The 18,725-nt window shown below is 70.3% G+C and carries 13 protein-coding genes; 8 read left to right on the top strand and 5 right to left on the bottom strand.

Going from position 1 to position 18,725, the window contains the following annotated elements; all coding sequences use genetic code 11:
• Window positions 1–20 precede the first annotated feature (20 nt).
• Window positions 21–2,534, top strand: a complete 2,514-nt coding sequence (gene hrpB, locus ACWDR4_RS21080) for an ATP-dependent helicase HrpB (protein ID WP_450410517.1) — start codon at window positions 21–23, stop codon at window positions 2,532–2,534.
• Here the strand turns inward: hrpB and ACWDR4_RS21075 are convergent.
• From ACWDR4_RS21075 to ACWDR4_RS21065, 3 genes are all read right to left on the bottom strand, one after another.
• The gene (locus ACWDR4_RS21075; protein ID WP_450410515.1) at window positions 2,524–3,516 is read right to left on the bottom strand and encodes a DUF3068 domain-containing protein; all 993 of its coding nucleotides are present in this window, start codon (window positions 3,514–3,516) and stop codon (window positions 2,524–2,526) included. The two genes, hrpB and ACWDR4_RS21075, sit on opposite strands and share 11 nt — an antisense overlap.
• 30 nt (window positions 3,517–3,546) lie before the next feature.
• Window positions 3,547–3,681 carry an SPW_0924 family protein gene (locus tag ACWDR4_RS21070; RefSeq protein WP_450410514.1) on the bottom strand — a complete coding sequence of 45 codons (135 nt, stop codon included), beginning with the start codon at window positions 3,679–3,681 and terminating at the stop codon, window positions 3,547–3,549.
• A 182-nt stretch (window positions 3,682–3,863) separates the two neighbouring features.
• Window positions 3,864–5,648: a lytic transglycosylase domain-containing protein gene (locus tag ACWDR4_RS21065; RefSeq protein ID WP_450410512.1), complete on the bottom strand. Its 1,785-nt coding sequence runs from the start codon at window positions 5,646–5,648 to the stop codon at window positions 3,864–3,866.
• A 432-nt stretch (window positions 5,649–6,080) separates the two neighbouring features.
• Between ACWDR4_RS21065 and ACWDR4_RS21060 the strand changes: the two genes are divergently transcribed.
• On the top strand, window positions 6,081–7,016 hold the full coding sequence (locus ACWDR4_RS21060) for a DUF4184 family protein (RefSeq protein ID WP_450410511.1): 936 nt from the start codon (window positions 6,081–6,083) through the stop codon (window positions 7,014–7,016).
• Here ACWDR4_RS21060 and ACWDR4_RS21055 read toward each other — a convergent pair.
• Window positions 6,974–7,213 carry a hypothetical protein gene (locus tag ACWDR4_RS21055; RefSeq protein ID WP_450410510.1) on the bottom strand — a complete coding sequence of 80 codons (240 nt, stop codon included), beginning with the start codon at window positions 7,211–7,213 and terminating at the stop codon, window positions 6,974–6,976. The genes ACWDR4_RS21060 and ACWDR4_RS21055 overlap by 43 nt on opposite strands.
• 241 nt (window positions 7,214–7,454) lie before the next feature.
• On the bottom strand, window positions 7,455–10,181 hold the full coding sequence (gene polA, locus ACWDR4_RS21050) for a DNA polymerase I (RefSeq protein WP_450410509.1): 2,727 nt from the start codon (window positions 10,179–10,181) through the stop codon (window positions 7,455–7,457).
• Window positions 10,182–10,349: 168 nt separating this feature from the next.
• Between polA and ACWDR4_RS21045 the strand changes: the two genes are divergently transcribed.
• From ACWDR4_RS21045 to ACWDR4_RS21020, 6 genes are all read left to right on the top strand, one after another.
• Window positions 10,350–12,629: an FdhF/YdeP family oxidoreductase gene (locus tag ACWDR4_RS21045; RefSeq protein WP_450410508.1), complete on the top strand. Its 2,280-nt coding sequence runs from the start codon at window positions 10,350–10,352 to the stop codon at window positions 12,627–12,629.
• Between the two features lie 68 nt (window positions 12,630–12,697).
• Window positions 12,698–13,165 (top strand): PaaI family thioesterase, encoded by a 468-nt coding sequence (locus tag ACWDR4_RS21040; protein ID WP_450410506.1) that lies wholly within the window; start codon window positions 12,698–12,700, stop codon window positions 13,163–13,165.
• A gap of 442 nt (window positions 13,166–13,607) precedes the next feature.
• The gene (locus ACWDR4_RS21035; RefSeq protein WP_450410504.1) at window positions 13,608–14,288 is read left to right on the top strand and encodes a hypothetical protein; all 681 of its coding nucleotides are present in this window, start codon (window positions 13,608–13,610) and stop codon (window positions 14,286–14,288) included.
• 217 nt (window positions 14,289–14,505) lie between these two features.
• Window positions 14,506–15,726, top strand: coding sequence for a branched-chain amino acid ABC transporter substrate-binding protein (locus tag ACWDR4_RS21030; RefSeq protein WP_450410626.1), 1,221 nt, complete (start codon window positions 14,506–14,508; stop codon window positions 15,724–15,726).
• A gap of 199 nt (window positions 15,727–15,925) precedes the next feature.
• Window positions 15,926–16,855, top strand: coding sequence for a branched-chain amino acid ABC transporter permease (locus ACWDR4_RS21025; RefSeq protein WP_450410503.1), 930 nt, complete (start codon window positions 15,926–15,928; stop codon window positions 16,853–16,855).
• A gap of 5 nt (window positions 16,856–16,860) precedes the next feature.
• On the top strand, window positions 16,861–18,720 hold the full coding sequence (locus ACWDR4_RS21020) for a branched-chain amino acid ABC transporter permease (RefSeq protein ID WP_450410625.1): 1,860 nt from the start codon (window positions 16,861–16,863) through the stop codon (window positions 18,718–18,720).
• Window positions 18,721–18,725 lie beyond the last annotated feature (5 nt).

Raw genomic sequence — 18,725 nt, 5'->3', positions numbered from 1 at the left:
GACGTACGACACTGGGGGACGTGATCCGTTACGACGCCCTGGACGTCCTGCCCGTACGCGGTGCCCTGCCCGGCCTGACCGACGCGCTCGACGCGCACGGCACCGCCGTCCTCGTGGCGCCGCCCGGCACCGGTAAGACGACGCTGGTGCCACTGGCCCTGGCGGGGCTGCTGGAGGACGGCGGGCCGGTGCGGCGGGTCGTGGTCGCCGAGCCGAGGCGGATCGCCGCGCGGGCGGCGGCACGGCGGATGGCGTGGCTGCTGGGCGAACAGGTCGGCGCGAGCGTCGGGTACACCGTGCGCGGGGAGCGGGTGGTCGGGCGGCACACGCGCGTGGAGGTCGTCACGACCGGTGTGCTGCTGCAACGGCTGCAGCGGGACCAGGAGTTGCCCGGCGTCGACGTGGTCGTGCTCGACGAGTGCCACGAACGGCACCTGGACGCGGACACGACGGCGGCGTTCCTGGTCGACGTACGGGCTGCGCTGCGCCCCGAACTGCGGCTGGTGGCGGCGTCGGCGACGACCGACGCCGAGGGCTGGGCGGGGCTGCTGGGCGGGGCGCCGGTGGTCGAGGCGGCGGGGGTGTCGTACCCGGTGGAGGTGGTGTGGGCGCCGCCGGTACGTCCCGTACGGCCGCCGCACGGGATGCGTGTCGACCCGGCGCTGCTGACGCATGTGGCGTCGGTGGTGCGGCGGGCGCTGGCCGAGCGGGCGGGGGACGTGCTGTGTTTCCTGCCCGGAGTCGGTGAGATCGCGCGCGTGGCAGGGCAGTTGCGGGACCTTGGGTCCGCGGTCGAGGTGCTCCAGGTGCACGGGCGGGCACCGGCGGCGGTGCAGGACGCGGTGCTGTCGGGCGGGGCGAGCCGCCGGGTGGTGCTGGCGACGTCCGTGGCGGAGTCGTCGCTGACGGTTCCCGGGGTGCGCGTGGTCGTCGACTCGGGGCTGGCGCGGGAACCGAGGGTGGACCACGCGCGCGGACTGAGCGCGCTGGCGACGGTGCGGGCCTCGCAGGCGGCCGGGCGGCAGCGGGCGGGGCGGGCCGGGCGTGAGGGGCCGGGGGCGGTGTACCGCTGCTGGGCGGAGGCCGAGGACGCCCGCCTGGCGCGTTTTCCGTCGCCGGAGATCAAGGTGGCCGATCTGACGGCGTTCGCCCTTCAGGCGGCCTGCTGGGGAGATCCTGACGCCTCCGGGCTGGCCCTGCTGGACCCGCCGCCGGGCGGCGCGATGGCGGCGGCGCGGTCGGTACTGACGGCGATCGGCGCGGTGGACGCCACCGGCCGGGCCACGGACCGGGGCGTCCGCATGTCCCGCCTCGGCCTGCACCCCCGACTGGCCCGTGCCCTCCTGGACGCGGCGCCCGAGGTGGGCTCGGCCCGGGCCGCCGAGGTGGTCGCACTGCTGAGCGAGGAGCCACCACGGGAGTACGGCGACGACCTCGCGACGGCCTGGCGCACGGCCCGCCGCGCCAACGACGCCTACGCGACCCGCTGGCGCACGGAGTCCCGCCGCCTGCGCTCGGCAGCACCGGACCCGGCACCCCACGGGCCGACCCTCGCCACCGGGGACGACCGGGCCGTCGGGCTGGTTGTCGCGCTCGCGTTTCCCGAGCGGGTCGCCCGGGCTCAGGGCGGGTCGTATCTGATGGTGTCCGGTACCCGGGCGGAGGTCGGTGATGGTTCGGCGCTGCGGGGTGCCCCCTGGATCGCGGTCGCTGTGGCGGACCGGCCGGTCGGGGCCGGGCACGCGCGTGTGCGGCTTGCCGTCGGTATCGACGAGGACACCGCTCGGTCGGCGGCCGGCGCCCTGTACGCCACGGGCGAGGAGGTCCATTGGGCCGACGGGGACGTGGTGGCCCGGCGGGTCGAGCAGCTCGGGGCGGTGGAGTTGGCGGTGCGTCCGCTGCGGAACCCCGACCCCGTCCTCGTACGCGATGCCCTGCTTGAGGGGCTGCGGCAGGACGGGTTCGGGTTGCTGCGGTGGTCTGCGGACGCTGGGGTGCTGCGGCAGCGGCTGGCCTTTCTTCGGCTGCATCTGGGGGCTCCCTGGCCCGACGTTTCCGAAAACGCCCTCCACGCGCGCGTGGACGAGTGGTTGGAGCCCGAGCTGAGCCGGGCGCGGCGGCGGGCAGACCTGGGGCGGATCGAGGCCGGGCAGGCGCTCAATCGGTTGTTGCCTTGGGCTTCCGGGGTGGCCGGGCGGCTCGACGAGTTGGCGCCCGAGCGGTTGGCGGTGCCGAGCGGGTCCAGGATTCGGATCGACTACTCCGATCCCGAACGGCCCGTGCTCGCCGTGAAGTTGCAGGAGATGTTCGGGCTGCGGGAGTCACCCGCCGTCGCCGGCGTGCCGGTTGTCGTCCATCTGCTGTCGCCCGCCGGGCGGCCCGCCGCCGTCACCGCCGACCTCGCGTCCTTCTGGAAGGACGGCTACAAGGGTGTGCGTGCGGAGTTGCGCGGGCGGTATCCGAAGCATCCGTGGCCCGAGGACCCTGCGACCGCCGAGCCGACCCGGCACACGAACGCGCGGCTCAGGCGGTGACCGGCTCGGGGGCGGAGGTTTTCGTGGGGGCGGGGTCGGCGGGCCTTCGGCCGCGCGCCTCCAGGTAGAGGGCTAGGGCCAGCAGGAGCACACCCAGGGAGAGGAAGCCCCAGGGCAGGTACGACGTCATCAGGAGGACGAGTGTGCGCTGGGACTTGACCAGGTCGACCGTCGACCTGATGTAGTCCTCGCGCATCTTCACGTGCCCGGCGAAGGCCGTCACCTTTTCGCGCCCCCCTAGGAGGGTGCCTCCGCGCAGTTCCTCCTGGTGGATCTCCTCGCCGTAGACGGGTGCCCCGGTGACCGGCTCCACCCAGAACTTGCGGACCGTGGTGTACCAGCGGGTCGTTCCGGTCGCGGCGACATCCTCGGGCGTGATGCCCTTGACCGGCATGGACTTGGGGAACGGAACCTTCGTCCAGGGGATGGTCTGTTCGAAGTAGTAGACCGAGACGCCACGGAAGTCCCGGGTGCCCTTGTAGTGAATGGGGGCCGTCACGCGCGCCTGTGCGTCGAAGTACTCGTAGTCCCGCTTCTCCACCAGGAAGGGCCACTTGAACTCGATGCCCTCCCGTTTCACCGGGTCGCCGTCGACCGTCTCGCCGGTGGCGTGGACCGGTTCCTGGGTGTGCGCGTCGAAGATGTAGCGCTCGGGGATCTTCGAGACCATCTTCCCGTCGGGCCCCTGGACATAGGAGAGGCCGTCCCAGACGACCACGTCCCGTCCCGCCGTCCGCTCGATCGCCTCCGAGGCCTCGACGTTGCCCTTGAGGGTCTGCACGATGGTGACCTTGGAGACCTTCTTGGCCTTGAACGAGTCGTAGTCGAGCAGGGTCGCGTCCTTCGCCTCCAGCACCATGTCCTGGTACTGGTTCGCCGGGACCTTGGCCAGGCGCGGGAAGGCGTACCAGCGCAGCAGCGGGGACAGCGCCGCGAAGAACACGGCGAGGGCGAGCAGGACCAGGCCGGACTTGCGGCGCATCTCGGCCTCCCTCCCGGAGAGGTACGGCGGCTACGGGTGTGACGGAACCGTGGTCAGCATCGGCTTCGGGGACGTCGTATCCGTCGGTGCGCCCACGGCCGTGATCGTGAGGACGAGCGCGAACGCGACGGCGAGACCGGCCGCCGCGGCGATCAGAGCACGCATAAGGGGCCTCCCCGGCTGCCGACGGTGAGCTGATGGGGTGTCAGGTCGGGCACCGTAGCAACGGGCGGCCGAGATGAGAACAACTCGCGCACACGAAAGCGGCACCCCTCGCCATGAACGGGGTGCCGCTTTCGTCCGTATGAATGCGTACGAACGAACGAGAACTAACCGAGTACGGCTGCTTACGCGCTCGGGGAGGCGGAGGCCGACGGGCTGGCCGACTCCGTCGGGGTGGCCGATTCCGTGGGGGTGGCCGATTCCGTGGGGGTCGTCGATTCCGTGGGAGTGGGTGCCGCCGTCACGGTCAGTTCGACCGTCAGGGTGGCGCCGCCTGTGGTGGTGATGCGGAGCAGGAACGTGCCCGCGGTGTCGTCCGCGTACAGCTTCGGCAGCTTGAGCAGGCCGTTGGCGTCCGTTTCGAGGCCCGTGAGGGTGCGGACCGTGTTGCCGTCCGCGTCCTTGAAGTAGGGGCCCTTGTCGTTGACGGTCGCGTCGGTGGCCGAGGTGATCAGGGTGGCGGTGGCCGCGACGCCGTCCGCGACGGCGCTGTCGTACGTCGCCTTCACCTCGACCTGGTCGGCGAACTCGCCGCCCGCCACGCAGGTGAGCGCGGTGGTGCTGGTGCGGGCGAGGGTGTCGGCGGCGCGGGCGGTGACGGTGGCCGAGTAGTCGAGGGCGCTGACCGTACGGCCGACGACGACCGCGCGGACCGTGAAGTCGCCCGCCTTCTCGCCCGCCTTGAGTGCGGGCGCGACCGCGACTCCCACACCGTTGGTGACGACCGTGGCGACGCTCTCGCCGCCGGTGAAGGTGGTGTCGGTGTCGCCGACGATCGTGAAACGGATCCTGACCTTGCCGACGGCCTTGCCGGCCGAGGTCTCCGCGCGCGTGCTGATCTTCTTGGTGAACGCGTCGCCCGCCGTCGCGGTGAGCTTGGCGGTACCCGCGTCCTCCAGGTGGTGCACCGTGTCGGTGGGCGTGGGCACGGGGGTCGGGGTCGGCACGGTGGGCTTTTCCGGCTTCGGCGGGGCCGGGGTGCTCGTCCCCGGTGTGCTCGGGCCGGTGCTCGGCGTCGTCGTGCTCGGCGACGGCGTGGCACTCGACCCGGAGTTGTCGTCGCTGCGGTTGACGGGCACCGTGCCCGTGCCGTCCGGGACCTCGTGGGTGCCCTTGCGGTAGTACTCCAGCCACGACAGGACGAGGTTCAGATAGTCCGTCGAGTTGTTGTAGCTGAGGATCGCGCGGTTCAGGTCGGCCTGCGTCGACAGGTCCCAGCCGTACCGGCACAGGTAGTGGCCGGCGGCGAGGGCCGCGTCGTAGATGTTGTTGGGGTCTTCCTTGCCGTCGGCGTTGCCGTCGCGGCCCGCCCACGCCCAGGTGGACGGAATGAACTGCATGGGCCCGACGGCGCTGTCGTAGCTGCTGTTGCCGTCGTACGCGCCGTTGTCGGTGTCCCTGATGAGCGCGAAGCCGTTGCCGTCGAGCTGTGGGCCGAGGATCGGGCTGGTCGTGGTGCCGTTCGCGTCGACCTGGCCACCGCGGGCCTGACCGGACTCGACCTTGCCGATGGCCGCGAGGAGCTGCCAGGGCAGGTTGCACTGGGGCTTGGCCGTGCCCAGCGCCGCCTCGGCCTTCTTGTAGGCGTCGAGGACGGTCGCGGGAATACCGGCCTCGGCCTCGCCGCGCGACACCGGCGTGCCTATGGTCGACGACTGCGACGGGCTGGGACTGGGGTTCGGGCTGTTCAGGGGCGGAAGGTCCGTGTAGTACGGCGAGTTGCCGGTCGCGCTCGCGCTGTCGTCGGCCGTCGCGTCGGGCGTGGGCTGGGAGTCACTGGCGGTCTGTCTGCCCTGGTCGTCGACCACCGCCCCCGGAGCCTGGGACGCGGACAGAGCCGCGACCGCGAGCGCGGCCACAGCGGTGGTCGCCGCTCCCTTGCGGAGCCTCCTGCCGATGTACGCCGCCATACAGAGAACCCCTCCCGTGGGCGACAAGTCGCCCTGTTCCGCCTGTTTCCGCCCGGTTCCGATCGATCCAGATCAGTCCCGACCGGCCTCGGTCAGCCTTGCAAACCGGCCATTTCGCCCGTTTTCGCGCCTTGTTCGCGTGTTACGCCTTCATTGCGCCTCGGTGTTCGACCATGCTCCCCAGCAGGCCGACCCAGGCGACCCTACGACAACTTGCATTGCACGGACACCCGTTCGTGCCCGTTATTCACCGATTGGCCACCTGTGATTGTGCCGCGTTCCGCAGGCCCGGGTGGCCCGCACGCGGCATTTCACTCACCTCTCCGACCGTCCTTCCACCGCCCGCCGCAGCGTACGGCCGTCCCGCATACTGGACGCCGGTGATCATCGGGGTGGTTCGCCCCTCGTCAACATCCGCTCCAGGGAGCCCACTTGCCGTTCACTCTCAGCCATGCGGCGGCCGTACTGCCCGCCGTACGCGCCGATGGAACCGGACGCGGCCGACTGGTACCGGCGGTACTCGTCGCCGGCTCCTTCTCCCCCGACCTGACCTACTTCGCGGCGAGCGTCCTGCCCGAGGCCATGCAGTTCGGCACCGTCACCCACTCCTTCCCGGGCGTCTTCACCATCGACGTGGCCATCGCCTGGGCACTGGTGGGCCTGTGGCTGTTCCTGCGCGAGCCCCTGGTGGCCCTGCTGCCCCGCGCCCACCAGGGCCCGACGGCGACCCTGCTGCGCTGCGGCACCCCCCGCGCGCGGGTGACCCCGTCCCTGTTCCTCCGGTGGTACGCCTCGGCCGCCCTCGGCGCCCTCACCCATGTCGTCTGGGACGCGTTCACCCACCACGACCGGTGGGGCGTACGGCTGTTCCCCGTCCTCGACCACGAACTGCGCGGCTCCCCTCTGTACTGGTACCTGCAGTACGGCGGTTCCGCCCTGGCCGCGGTGATCATCGCGGGGTTCGTGTACTACGCGCTACGGCGGACCGGCGCGGGCCTGCCCACGGGCGTACCGCTGCTGTCGGTACGGGACCGGTGGCTGGCCTGCGCCGTGATCGGCGGCTGCGCGGCGGTGGGGGCGGTACAGCGGCTGCTGCGCTGGTGGGCGCACTGGGGTGCGACGGCCAAGCCGTGGGAGGTCATCCCGACCCTGTGCTTCGGAATCGGCGCGGGCCTGCTGCCGGGGCTGCTCCTGTACGCGGCGGGGGTGCGGGCCCGGCGGCCCGGGGGGCGGGCAGGGAATCCTGCCCCTGGGGACCAGCACCGCCGTACAGAAGGCCGTACGAAGGGTCCTGCGGAGGGTCGTTCAGAAGGGCACGCGGACGATCACGCGGGCGGGCGGGCCGGGGGGCGTACGGGTTCCCGCTGACCGGTGCGGAGGGGTTGGCGCAGCCACCGGCGTTTCCAGCCGGCCCAGAAGTGCCGGGCCCGGCCGGAGCGCGGGGTGAGGTGTGCGGTGACGGGGGTGCTGCCGGGAACGCGGACGGTGCTGGCGTCGGCCGCGAATGTCTGCACCGAGGAGGTTCGCGTGGGGGCCGTCCGGCGGATGAGCGTGCGTATACCCATGCCCGCATCCTGGTGGGCGTGCCCTGGGGAGGCGTGTTCGCGGGGGCCACGCGAGTGACGGGCCCTCCGGGGGTCGGAAGGTTCATTGTCGGGTGCGGGCCCGGTGGGGGCTGGTCGCGCAGTTCCCCGCGCCCCTAAAAGACGAAAAGCACGGGGCGCAGCCCCTGCTTTTCAGGGGCGCGGGAAACTGCGCGACCAGCCGCGACGGCGCCGCAGACAACGAACCGCCCAACCAGCGGAGCTAATGTGCCGCCGATTCCCAGTCGGGGCCCGAGCCGACCGAGACGTCCAGTGGGGCCCGGAGATGGACGGCGTCAGCCATCTCCCGCCGGACCAGCTCCTCCGTCGCCTCGCGCTCGCCCGGGGCGATCTCCAGGACGATTTCGTCGTGGACCTGGAGCAGCATGCGGGACTTCAGTTCCGCCTCCTCCAGTGCCTGGCCCACCTTCAGCATGGCGATCTTGACGATGTCCGCCGCCGTGCCCTGGATCGGGGCGTTCAGGGCCATGCGCTCGGCCATCTCACGGCGCTGACGGTTGTCGCTGTTCAGGTCGGGCAGGTAGCGGCGGCGGCCGAAGAGGGTCTCCGTGTAGCCCGTCGCCCTCGCCTCGTCGACGGCCCGGCGCAGATAGTCCCGTACGCCGCCGAAGCGCTCGAAGTACGTGTCCATCAGGACGCGTGCCTCGCCCGCGTCGATGTTCAGCTGCCCGGACAGGCCGAAGGCCGACAGGCCGTACGCCAGGCCGTACGACATCGCCTTGATCTTGCGGCGCATCTCCGCGTCCACCGCGGAACCCTCCACGCCGAACACCTGGGAGGCGACCGTGGTGTGCAGGTCCTCGCCGGACGTGAACGCCTCCAGGAGGCCCTCGTCCTCCGACAGGTGGGCCATCACCCGGAGTTCGATCTGGCTGTAGTCCGCGGTCATCAGGGACTCGAAGCCCTCGCCGACCACGAAGCCGCGGCGGATGGCCCGGCCCTCGTCCGTACGGACCGGGATGTTCTGGAGGTTGGGGTCCGTGGAGGACAGTCGGCCCGTCGCCGCCACCGTCTGGTTGAACGTCGTGTGGATACGGCCGTCCGCCGCGATCGTCTTGATCAGGCCCTCGACGGTGACGCGCAGCTTCGCCTGCTCGCGGTGGCGGAGCATGATGACCGGCAGGTCGTTCTCCGTCTGGTCCTTCAGCCACGCCAGGGCGTCCGCGTCCGTCGTGTAGCCGGTCTTGGTCTTCTTCGTCTTCGGCAGGCCCAGCTCCCCGAAGAGGACCTCCTGGAGCTGCTTGGGCGAGCCGAGGTTGAACTCGTGGCCGGCCGCCGCGTGCGCCTCCTTCACCGCCTGCTGCACCGCGCCCGCGAACATCTGCTCCATGGCTTCCAGGTGGGCCCGGTCCGCCGCGATGCCGTGCCGCTCCATCCGGGCCAGCAGCGCCGACGTCGGCAGCTCCATGTCCCGCAGCAGATCCGCCGCACCGACCTCCTGGAGGCGCTCGCCGAACGCCTCGCCCAGGTCGACGATCGTGCGGGCCTGCACCATCAGGGACTCGGCCTCCGCGCCGTCGTCCGCGCCGAAGGCCAGCTGGCCGTCCGCCGTCGCGGCGGGCGCCAGCTCACGGCCGAGGTACTCCAGGGACAGCGCGTCCAGGTCGAAGGAACGGCGACCCGGCTTGACCAGGTACGCGGCGAGTGCCGTGTCCATGCTCACCCCGGCCACCGTCCAGCCGTGCTCCGCGAAGACCCGCATCGCACTCTTGACGTTGTGGAACACCTTGGGCCGGTCCGCGTCGGCCAGCCAGGCCGCGAACGCGTTCTCGTCGCCCTGGTCCAGCTCCGCCGGGTCGAACCAGGCCGCCGCTCCCCCGGCCGCCGCGAGCGCGACCTCGGCGACCGAGCCACTGCCCAGCGCCCAGGTGCCGACCGTGGCGACGCCGAGCACCTCCGTGCCGTGCTCGGTCAGCCAGGGGGCCAGCTCGCCCGTGCCGAGCACCGTCCCGTCCACCTCGACACCGCCCTCGGCGACCGGGCCCGCGTCGGCCTCCTCCGCGCCCGGATCGACGGCCAGCAGCCGCTCGCGCAGCGAGGGGTTCCGGATCTCCAGGGTGTCCAGGACCATCGCCACCGCCGTACGGTCGTACGCGGCGCGCTCCAAGTCCGTGACCGTCTTCGGGAGTTCGACGTCCCGGACCATCTCCGTGAGCCGGCGGTTGAGCTTGACGGCGTCCAGGTGGTCGCGCAGGTTCTGCCCGGCCTTGCCCTTGACCTCCTCGACCCGCTCGACCAGATCCGCGAACGACCCGAACTGGTTGATCCACTTCGCCGCCGTCTTCTCACCGACCCCCGGAATACCGGGCAGGTTGTCGGACGGGTCGCCGCGCAGCGCCGCGAAGTCCGGGTACTGGGCCGGCGTCAACCCGTACTTCTCGAAGACCTTCTCCGGAGTGAACCGGGTCAGCTCCGAGACACCCTTCGTCGGATACAGCACCGTCGTGTTCTCGGTGACCAGTTGGAAGGAGTCCCGGTCGCCGGTGACGATCAGCACCTCGAAGCCCTCGGCCTCGGCCTGTGTGGTCAGCGTCGCGATGACGTCGTCGGCCTCGAAACCGTCGACCGCGAACCGCTCCGCGTGCATCGCGTCGAGCAGCTCGCCGATCAGCTCGACCTGCCCCTTGAACTCGTCCGGGGTCTTCGACCGGTTCGCCTTGTACTCCGTGAACTCCTCGGAGCGCCAGGTCTTGCGGGACACGTCGAACGCCACCGCGAAGTGCGTGGGCGCCTCGTCGCGCAGCGTGTTGGCGAGCATCGACGCGAAGCCGTAGATCGCGTTCGTCGGCTGACCCGTCGCGGTCGTGAAATTCTCCGCGGGCAGCGCGAAGAACGCGCGGTACGCCAGCGAATGCCCGTCCATGAGCATCAGCCGGGGGCGGCCCGCGCCGGAGGTGTTCTCGGTCTTCTTCGATGCTGAATCTGCCACGACCCCGATCCTGCCACGTGCCACTGACAACGCGGGCCGCCCGGGACCTGACACCGCCGTTGTCACTGCCGCGTGCGAGGATCGAAGAGGTGGCACACGCACAGGTGAACCGTGCGCACGCGCACCACGTGCAGGCGGAGAGACACGTGCAAGCGAAGGGGTTCAGCCATGGCCAGCAAGCCGCCCAAGAGTGATCCGGTCCAGGACGCGCCGCAGGTCACCGACCCGAAGCATGCCGCGGCCGGACTGCCCGCCATCGGCCACACCCTCCGCATCGCCCAGCAGCAGATGGGCGTCCGCCGCACCGCGCTCACCCTCCTGCGCGTCAACCAGAAGGACGGCTTCGACTGCCCGGGCTGCGCCTGGCCCGAGCCCGAGCACCGGCACGCCGCGGAGTTCTGCGAGAACGGCGCGAAGGCGGTCGCCGAGGAAGCCACCCTGCGCCGCGTCACCCCGGAGTTCTTCGCCGCGCACACCGTGACCGACCTGGCCGGCCGCAGCGGCTACTGGCTGGGCCAGCAGGGCCGCCTCACCCAGCCCATGTACCTGCCCCAGGGCGCCGACCGCTACGAACCGGTCTCCTGGGACCGTGCCTTCGACATCGTCGCCGAAGAGCTGAAGGCCCTCGGCTCGCCCGACGAGGCCCTCTTCTACACCTCGGGCCGCACCAGCAACGAGGCTGCCTTCCTCTACCAGCTGTTCGCCCGCGAACTGGGCACGAACAACCTCCCCGACTGCTCCAACATGTGCCACGAGTCGTCGGGTTCGGCGCTCTCCGAGACCATCGGCATCGGCAAGGGCAGCGTCCTCCTGGAGGACCTCTACAAGGCCGACCTGATCATCGTCGCCGGCCAGAACCCCGGCACCAACCACCCCCGGATGCTCTCGGCCCTGGAGAAGGCGAAGGCGAACGGCGCGCGGATCATCAGCGTCAACCCGCTGCCCGAGGCGGGCCTCGAACGCTTCAAGAACCCGCAGACCCCCCAGGGCATGCTCAAGGGCGCGGCCCTCACCGACCTGTTCCTGCAGATCCGCATCGGCGGCGACCAGGCCCTCTTCCGCCTCCTCAACAAGCTGATCCTCGACACAGAAGGCGCGGTCGACGAGGCCTTCGTCGGCGAACACACCCACGGCTACGAGGAGTTCGTCGACGCGGCCCGCGCCGCCGACTGGGACGAGACCCTCACCGCGACCGGCCTCACGCGCGCGGAGATCGAAAAAGCCCTCTCCATGGTCCTCGCCTCCGAACGCACCATCGTGTGCTGGGCGATGGGCCTGACCCAGCACAAGCACTCCGTGCCCACCATCCGCGAGGTCGTCAACTTCCTTCTCCTGCGCGGCAACATCGGCCGCCCCGGCGCCGGCGTGTGTCCGGTCCGCGGCCACTCCAACGTCCAGGGCGACCGCACGATGGGCATCTTCGAACGCCCCGCCCCCGCCTTCCTCGACGCCCTGGAGAAGGAGTTCGGCTTCGCCCCGCCCCGCGAACACGGCTACGACGTCGTACGGGCCATCCAGGCTCTGCGCGACGGCGAGGCGAAGGTCTTCTTCGCCATGGGCGGCAACTTCGTCTCCGCCTCCCCCGACACCGAGGTCACCGAGGCCGCCATGCGGCGCGCCAGCCTCACCGTGCACGTGTCGACGAAGCTCAACCGCTCGCACGTCGTCACGGGCGCGCGTGCCCTGATCCTGCCGACCCTCGGCCGTACCGAGCGCGACCTCCAGGGCAGCGGCGAGCAGTTCGTGACGGTCGAGGACTCCATGGGCATGGTGCACGCCTCCCGGGGCCGCCTGGAACCGGCGAGCACGCACCTGCTCTCCGAACCGGCCATCGTCTGCCGCCTGGCCCGGCGCGTCCTGGGCGAGGAGTCCCGTACGCCCTGGGAGGAGTTCGAGAAGGACTACGCCACGGTGCGCGACCGCATCGCGCGCGTGATCCCTGGCTTCGAGGACTTCAACGCGCGCGTGGCCGACCCCGCCGGCTTCACCCTCCCGCACGCTCCGCGCGACGAGCGCCGCTTCCCGACCGCCACCGGCAAGGCCAACTTCACCGCGGCCCCCGTCGAGTTCCCGAAGCTCCCCGAAGGCCGGCTGCTGCTGCAGACGCTGCGCTCGCACGACCAGTACAACACCACGATCTACGGCCTGGACGACCGCTACCGGGGCATCAAGAACGGCCGCCGGGTCGTCCTGGTGAACCCCGAGGACGCACAGGCCCTCGGGCTCGCCGACGGGTCGTACGTCGACCTCGTCAGCGAGTGGAAGGACGGCGTCGAGCGGCGGGCGCCCGGGTTCCGGGTCGTGGCCTACCCCACGGCGCGGGGCTGCGCGGCGGCCTACTACCCGGAGACCAACGTCCTGGTCCCGCTGGACTCCACCGCGGACATCAGCAACACCCCGGCCAGCAAGTCCGTCGTCGTACGTCTGGAACAATCGGCGACCGACTGAGCGTTTGCTCAGGCGGCTGGAGGTAGGCGTACGGACGCCGTACCGACACGACGAACGGAGCCGGGTCCATGGGTGAGCAGCAGCACGTGAAGTTCCCGCAGGAGGTCATCGACGAGTACGCGGCGCTCGGTGTCGACGTGGTCGCCATGTTCTCCGCGGGACACCTCGGGAACCGGATGGGCGTCCAGATCGTGGAGGCGTCCGCCGACCGGGTCGTCGGCACGATGCCCGTCGAGGGCAACACCCAGCCGTACGGGCTGCTGCACGGGGGTGCGTCCGCGGTGCTGGCCGAGACGCTCGGGTCGGTGGGGTCCATGCTGCACGGGGGCAGCACGAAGATCGCCGTCGGCGTGGACCTCAACTGCACCCACCACCGGGGTGCCCGCTCCGGCCTGGTCACGGGCGTGGCCACGCCCGTCCACCGGGGGCGCTCGACAGCGACGTACGAGATCGTGATCACGGACGAGAACGACAAGCGGGTGTGCACGGCACGTCTGACATGCCTGCTGCGGGACGCACCTGCGACGGCGGGCTGAGGCCCAGGGGGAGTTTTCCGCCCCCGCCGCCCCTACCCGTCCCATCCTCGGGGGCTGCAGCCCCCAAACCCCCGCTCCGGCCCTGAACGGGCCTTGTCCTCAAACGCCGGACGGGCTGGAGATGCGGGTCGGCGCTGAAGTGCGGCGGGGGCAGGTGGGCGGGGAGAAGGGTGGGCTGGGCGCGGTTGTCATCGAACGCCTAGGTATTTCAGCCCGTCCGGCGATTGAGGACGAGCGCGTCCAGCGCGAGCCTTTCCCAACCCACCCCCACTCAGCCCGTCCGGCGTTTGAGGACGAGGCCGTTCAGGCCGACAGCGGGGGTCTGGGGGCGGCAGCCCCCAGGGATGGGACGAGTAGGGGCGGCGGGGGCGAAGGAAACCAGACAGGGGCTGCAACCGCCCCACTGCCGGAGGCACTACCGTTCCCCCATGAGGCTGCGACCATGACCGGCATCGGCCCCGTCGAACCCGTCAACTCGCCGGACGCGCAAGAGACTTACGAAGTCATCGGTGCCGACACACCACGCCTCACGGACCGCTGGCAGGCACTGTCCCCGCGTGCCCGCAGAGCGGCGCTCGGCGTCGCCGCCCTCGCCGCCGCGACGGCCGGAGTCGTCGTCCTCCTGCCGCCGAAACCGTCGCCCGCCCCGGAGAACGTGCTCACGCCCATGCCCTGGCCCGCGGACGTCACCACGTTCCGCTACACAGGGCTCGCCGCGACCTTCGACTCCGCGCCCGCCAGTGGCCTGTTCCGGTTCGCGGTGACCGTACACAGCGGACCGCCCGTCACCGTGCGCGTCACCGGCGCCGCCTTCGACGGCCTCACCGCCCTCATCTCCCCCACCGACACCACCACCGTCAACGCCGGGACCACCCGTCGGATCACCGTCCAGATATCCGTGGTCGACTGCACGGACCTCCCCCTCGACGCAGACCTACCATTTCTTGACGTAACGCTGCGTAACACGCGCGCAATACAGCACCACAGCTTCGCCTTCGGCGGCGCCTACCCCGACGACCTTTTCCAGCTGTTCAGAGCAGCCTGCGACCCGTTGCCCTCGCGGCCAAGCCCACGGGCAACTGGAAGTGCACATTCTCAAAATGTGGACGGAGGACAGATTTAGCCGAACCGTCCGAAACTCCACTCCCCCAAGCCATACCAACCAGCACGTCATAACAAGAAAGTCACAAGCCAGCCCACCCCGATGCCCCCGCGCGTAGACCGGGCTTAGAGTCACGGCCAGTCACCGCTCCACCGGGAGTTCGGTACCAGCGCCGCATCTGTCGCATCCCCCAGGGACGACACGTCTGCGGAAAGGACTGATTGTGCGACAGCGTTCTTTGGTGATACTCACCTCCATTCTCACCACCGGAGCTCTGACCCTCACCGCGTGCGGCTCCCGAGACGACAGCGGTGACGGCGACAGCGGTGACACCACCACCCTGACCATCGGCGTCGACGCGCCCCTGTCCGGCGACAACTCGACCACCGGCCTCGGCATCCAGTACGGCGCCCAGATCGCCGTCGACGACGCCAACAAGAACAAGCTCGTCCCGGGCGTCACGTTCAAGATCAAGGCCCTCGACGACAAGGCCCAGCCCGCCACCGGCCAGTCCAACGCCACGGCCCTCGTCGGCGACAAGACCGTCGTCGGCGCCGTCGGCCCGCTGAACTCCGGCGTCGCCCAGTCGATGCAGCAGGTGTTCGAATCGGCCAACATGGTCGAGATCTCCCCCTCGAACACCAACCCCGAGCTGACCCAGGGCAAGAACTGGCAGACGGACAAGCAGCGCCCGTACAAGACGTACTTCCGCACGGCGACCACGGACGAGCTCCAGGGCAGCTTCGCCGCCGAGTACGCCTACAGCGGCATCAAGAAGACGAAGGCCTTCGTCGTCGACGACAAGCAGACCTACGGCGCCGGCCTCGCGAAGATCTTCAGCGACCAGTTCAAGAAGTTCGGCGGCTCGGTGATCGCCACCGACCACGTGAACACCGGCGACAAGGACTTCGGCTCCCTCGTCACCAAGATCAAGACCTCCGGCGCCGACCTGCTCTACTACGGCGGCCAGTACGACGAGTCCTCGCTGATCACCAAGCAGCTCAAGGACGCCGGCGTCAAGATCCCGCTCTTCGGCGGCGACGGCATGTACGCCAGCACCTACATCGAGACCGCCGGCGCCTCCGCCGAAGGCGACCTCGCCACCGCCATCGGTGTCCCCGTCGACACCCTGCCTGGCGCCAAGGCCTTCGTCGCCGAGTACAAGGCCAAGGGCTACAAGGGTGACTACGGCGCCTACGGCGGCTACTCCTACGACGCCACCACCGCCATCATCAAGGCCGTGAAGGCCGTCATGGACGCCAACGACGGCAAGCTGCCCGACACCAACGACCTGCGCGCCAAGGTCGTCGAGGAAGTCCAGAAGTCCGACTTCGAAGGCATCACCGGCAAGGTCTCCTTCGACGAGTACGGCGACACGGGCAACAAGCAGCTCACCGTCTACCAGGTCACCAACGGCGAGTGGAAGGCCGTCGACTCCGGCACCGCCAACATCAAGTAGTCACGGACTCGGTCGGTCCGGTCATCCAGACGATCCCCGCGATCATCAACGTGACCAGCTGACCGGCCGAACCGAGCCCAGCACCACCGCACCACGGGCCGCGCGGCAGGAGGACCCCACCGCGCGGCCCGTTGTCACACCCCACCCCCACCCGGCACGCACCAGTGCACACGACCACCAGCGACATGGAGGCCACGCGGTGAACACCCTGCCGCAGCAGCTGGCCAACGGGCTGCTCCTCGGCTCGATGTACGGGCTCATCGCCATCGGCTACACGATGGTGTACGGCATCGTCCAGCTCATCAACTTCGCGCACGGCGAGATCTTCATGACCGGGGCCTTCGGCGCCCTCACGGTCTACTTCTACATCCTCCCCGACGGCACAGCGATGATCGTCGCCGTACCCCTGATGCTGATCGGCGGCGCCATCGTCGCCATCCTCATCGCCGTCGGAGCGGAACGGTTCGCCTACCGCCCACTACGCGGAGCACCACGACTGGCGCCGCTCATCACGGCCATCGGCCTCTCCCTGGCCCTCCAGGAGGTCGTCCGCAACTTCTACCCCGACGCCGACCGCGCCCGCGCGTTCCCCGGCCTCGACGCCACCCACGACATCGGCTCCGTCACCATCAAGGACGCCGACATCTTCCTCGTCGTTGCCGCCATCGTCTGCATGTCCGGCCTCGCGTTCTTCGTCAACCGCAGCCGCACCGGCCGCGCCATGCAGGCCACCGCACAGGACCCCGACACCGCACAGCTGATGGGCATCGACACCAACCGCATCATCGTCATCGCCTTCGCCATCGGCGGATTCTTCGCCGCGGTCGCCGCCCTCGCCTACGGCCTCAAGTACGGCAACGTCGACTACCGCATGGGCTTCCTGATGGGCCTCAAGGCCTTCACCGCGGCAGTCCTCGGCGGCATCGGCAACATCTACGGCGCCATGCTGGGCGGCATCGTCCTCGGCGTCGCAGAAACCCTCGCCTCCGCCTACATCGACGGCATCCCCGGCATGCAGCAGCTCGGCGGCCAGGGCTGGTCCAACGTCTGGGCCTTCGCACTCCTCATCATCGTGCTGCTCGTCAGGCCACAAGGCCTGCTCGGCGAACGCGTCGCGGACAGGGCGTGATCACGTTGACCGACCTCACCAAAACGACGCCCGCCACCGAGCCGGGCCTCATCCCGCTGCCGCCCACCGCGGCCCGCGCCCTCACCCTCGTCGGCGCCATCGCCACCGCGGCCTCCGCATTCCTCGCCTGGACCTGGACCTCCGAGTTCCCCGGCGACCTCACCATCACCGGCTACCCCGGCGGCCTCCAGTGGCTCACCTTCACCGGTGGCATCCTGATCACCCTCTTCGCCCTCTCCGGCTACGGCATCCGCGGCCTCGGCTGGCTCCTGCCCGCCGGCAACAACGGCCCCGCCGTACTCACCGCCCTGGGCGCCTTCGGCACCACCTGGTTCACCGTCATCGCGATCGCCGTCAACCTCGACGGCCTCGTCAACCTCGAACCGGGCGCGTACGTCGCCGCCGTCGCCTCCCTCCTCGCGGTCATAGGCGCCTTCGCCCTCCCCGCCGGAGCAGACGAGACCCACAACGCCAAGGCGGCCTTCGACGCGGGCCTGCGCAAGGGTGGCATCCCCTCCAACACCCGCATCGTCATCGCCACCTTCAAGGGCCTGGCCGCCTACATCGCCAAGCCCGACCGCGTCCCCGCACCGGGAGCACTCGCCCCCTGGATCGAGCGCGCGGTCATCACCGCCGTCACCGCCGTCGGCCTCGGCGTCTTCACCTACGGCATCGACACCGAGTACGGCGAGCTGTTCATCGGCTACCTCATCCTCGTCGTCTTCGCCATGTGGGCCCTGCACTCCGCCGGCCTCACCGACCGCTTCTCCCGGCTCGTCGCCCACCACCGCGGCTTCACGCTCGCCATGGGCTTCGCCGCCGCGATCGCGTTCCCCTTCACCCAGACCGACGACCACTACGCCAACATCGGCGTCAACATCCTGATCTTCGGGACCGTCGCCCTGGGTCTCAACATCGTCGTCGGCCTCGCCGGCCTCCTCGACCTCGGATACGTCGCCTTCCTCGGCGTCGGCGCCTACACCGCCGCCCTCGTCTCCGGCTCCGAGTTCTCCCGCTTCTCCGGCGTCCAGTTCCCCTTCTGGGCCGCCGCCCTCTCCGGCGCCGCCGCATCGCTCATCTTCGGCGTCCTCATCGGCGCCCCGACCCTGCGACTGCGCGGCGACTACCTCGCCATCGTCACCCTCGGCTTCGGAGAGATCTTCCGCATCGCCGTCAACAACATGGACGGCGTCTCAGGACCCGACATCACCAACGGGCCCAACGGCATCCCGTCCATCCCCGACCTCGACTTCTTCGGATTCAACTTCGGCCAGGCCCACGACGTCGGCGGCTTCACCCTCGGCCGGTTCGCGAACTACTACCTCCTCATGGTCCTGATCATGGCGATCGTGGTTCTCGTCTACACCCGCGCCGCCGACTCGCGCATCGGCCGATCCTGGATCGCCATCCGCGAGGACGAGACCGCCGCCACCGCCATGGGCATCAACGGCTTCCGCGTCAAGCTCATCGCCTTCGCCCTCGGCGCGTCCCTCGCCGGCCTCGCCGGCACCGTCAGCGCCCACGTCACCTACAGCGTGGTCCCCACCCCGTACCAGTTCGCCGGCTCGACGCCCCCCAACTCGGCGTTCCTCCTGGCCGCGGTGGTCCTCGGCGGCATGGGCACGGTCGCCGGCCCGATCCTCGGCGCGGCCCTGCTCTACCTCCTGCCCGAGAAGCTCGTCTTCCTCCAGGACAAGTCGCTGCTCGCGTTCGGCATCGCCCTGATCGTCCTCATGCGCTTCCGCCCCGAGGGCATCATCGCCAACCGCCGCAACCAGCTCGAATTCCACGAGACCGGCCAGCTCGACGTACCCGACACAGAAACACTCGCCGACGATCCGGCCGTCACCAAGGCGGGGGCGTAACCACC

It is taken from the genome of Streptomyces sp. NPDC000878, assembly GCF_053599695.1.
This window is presented reverse-complemented; position numbering and strand designations above follow the sequence as displayed.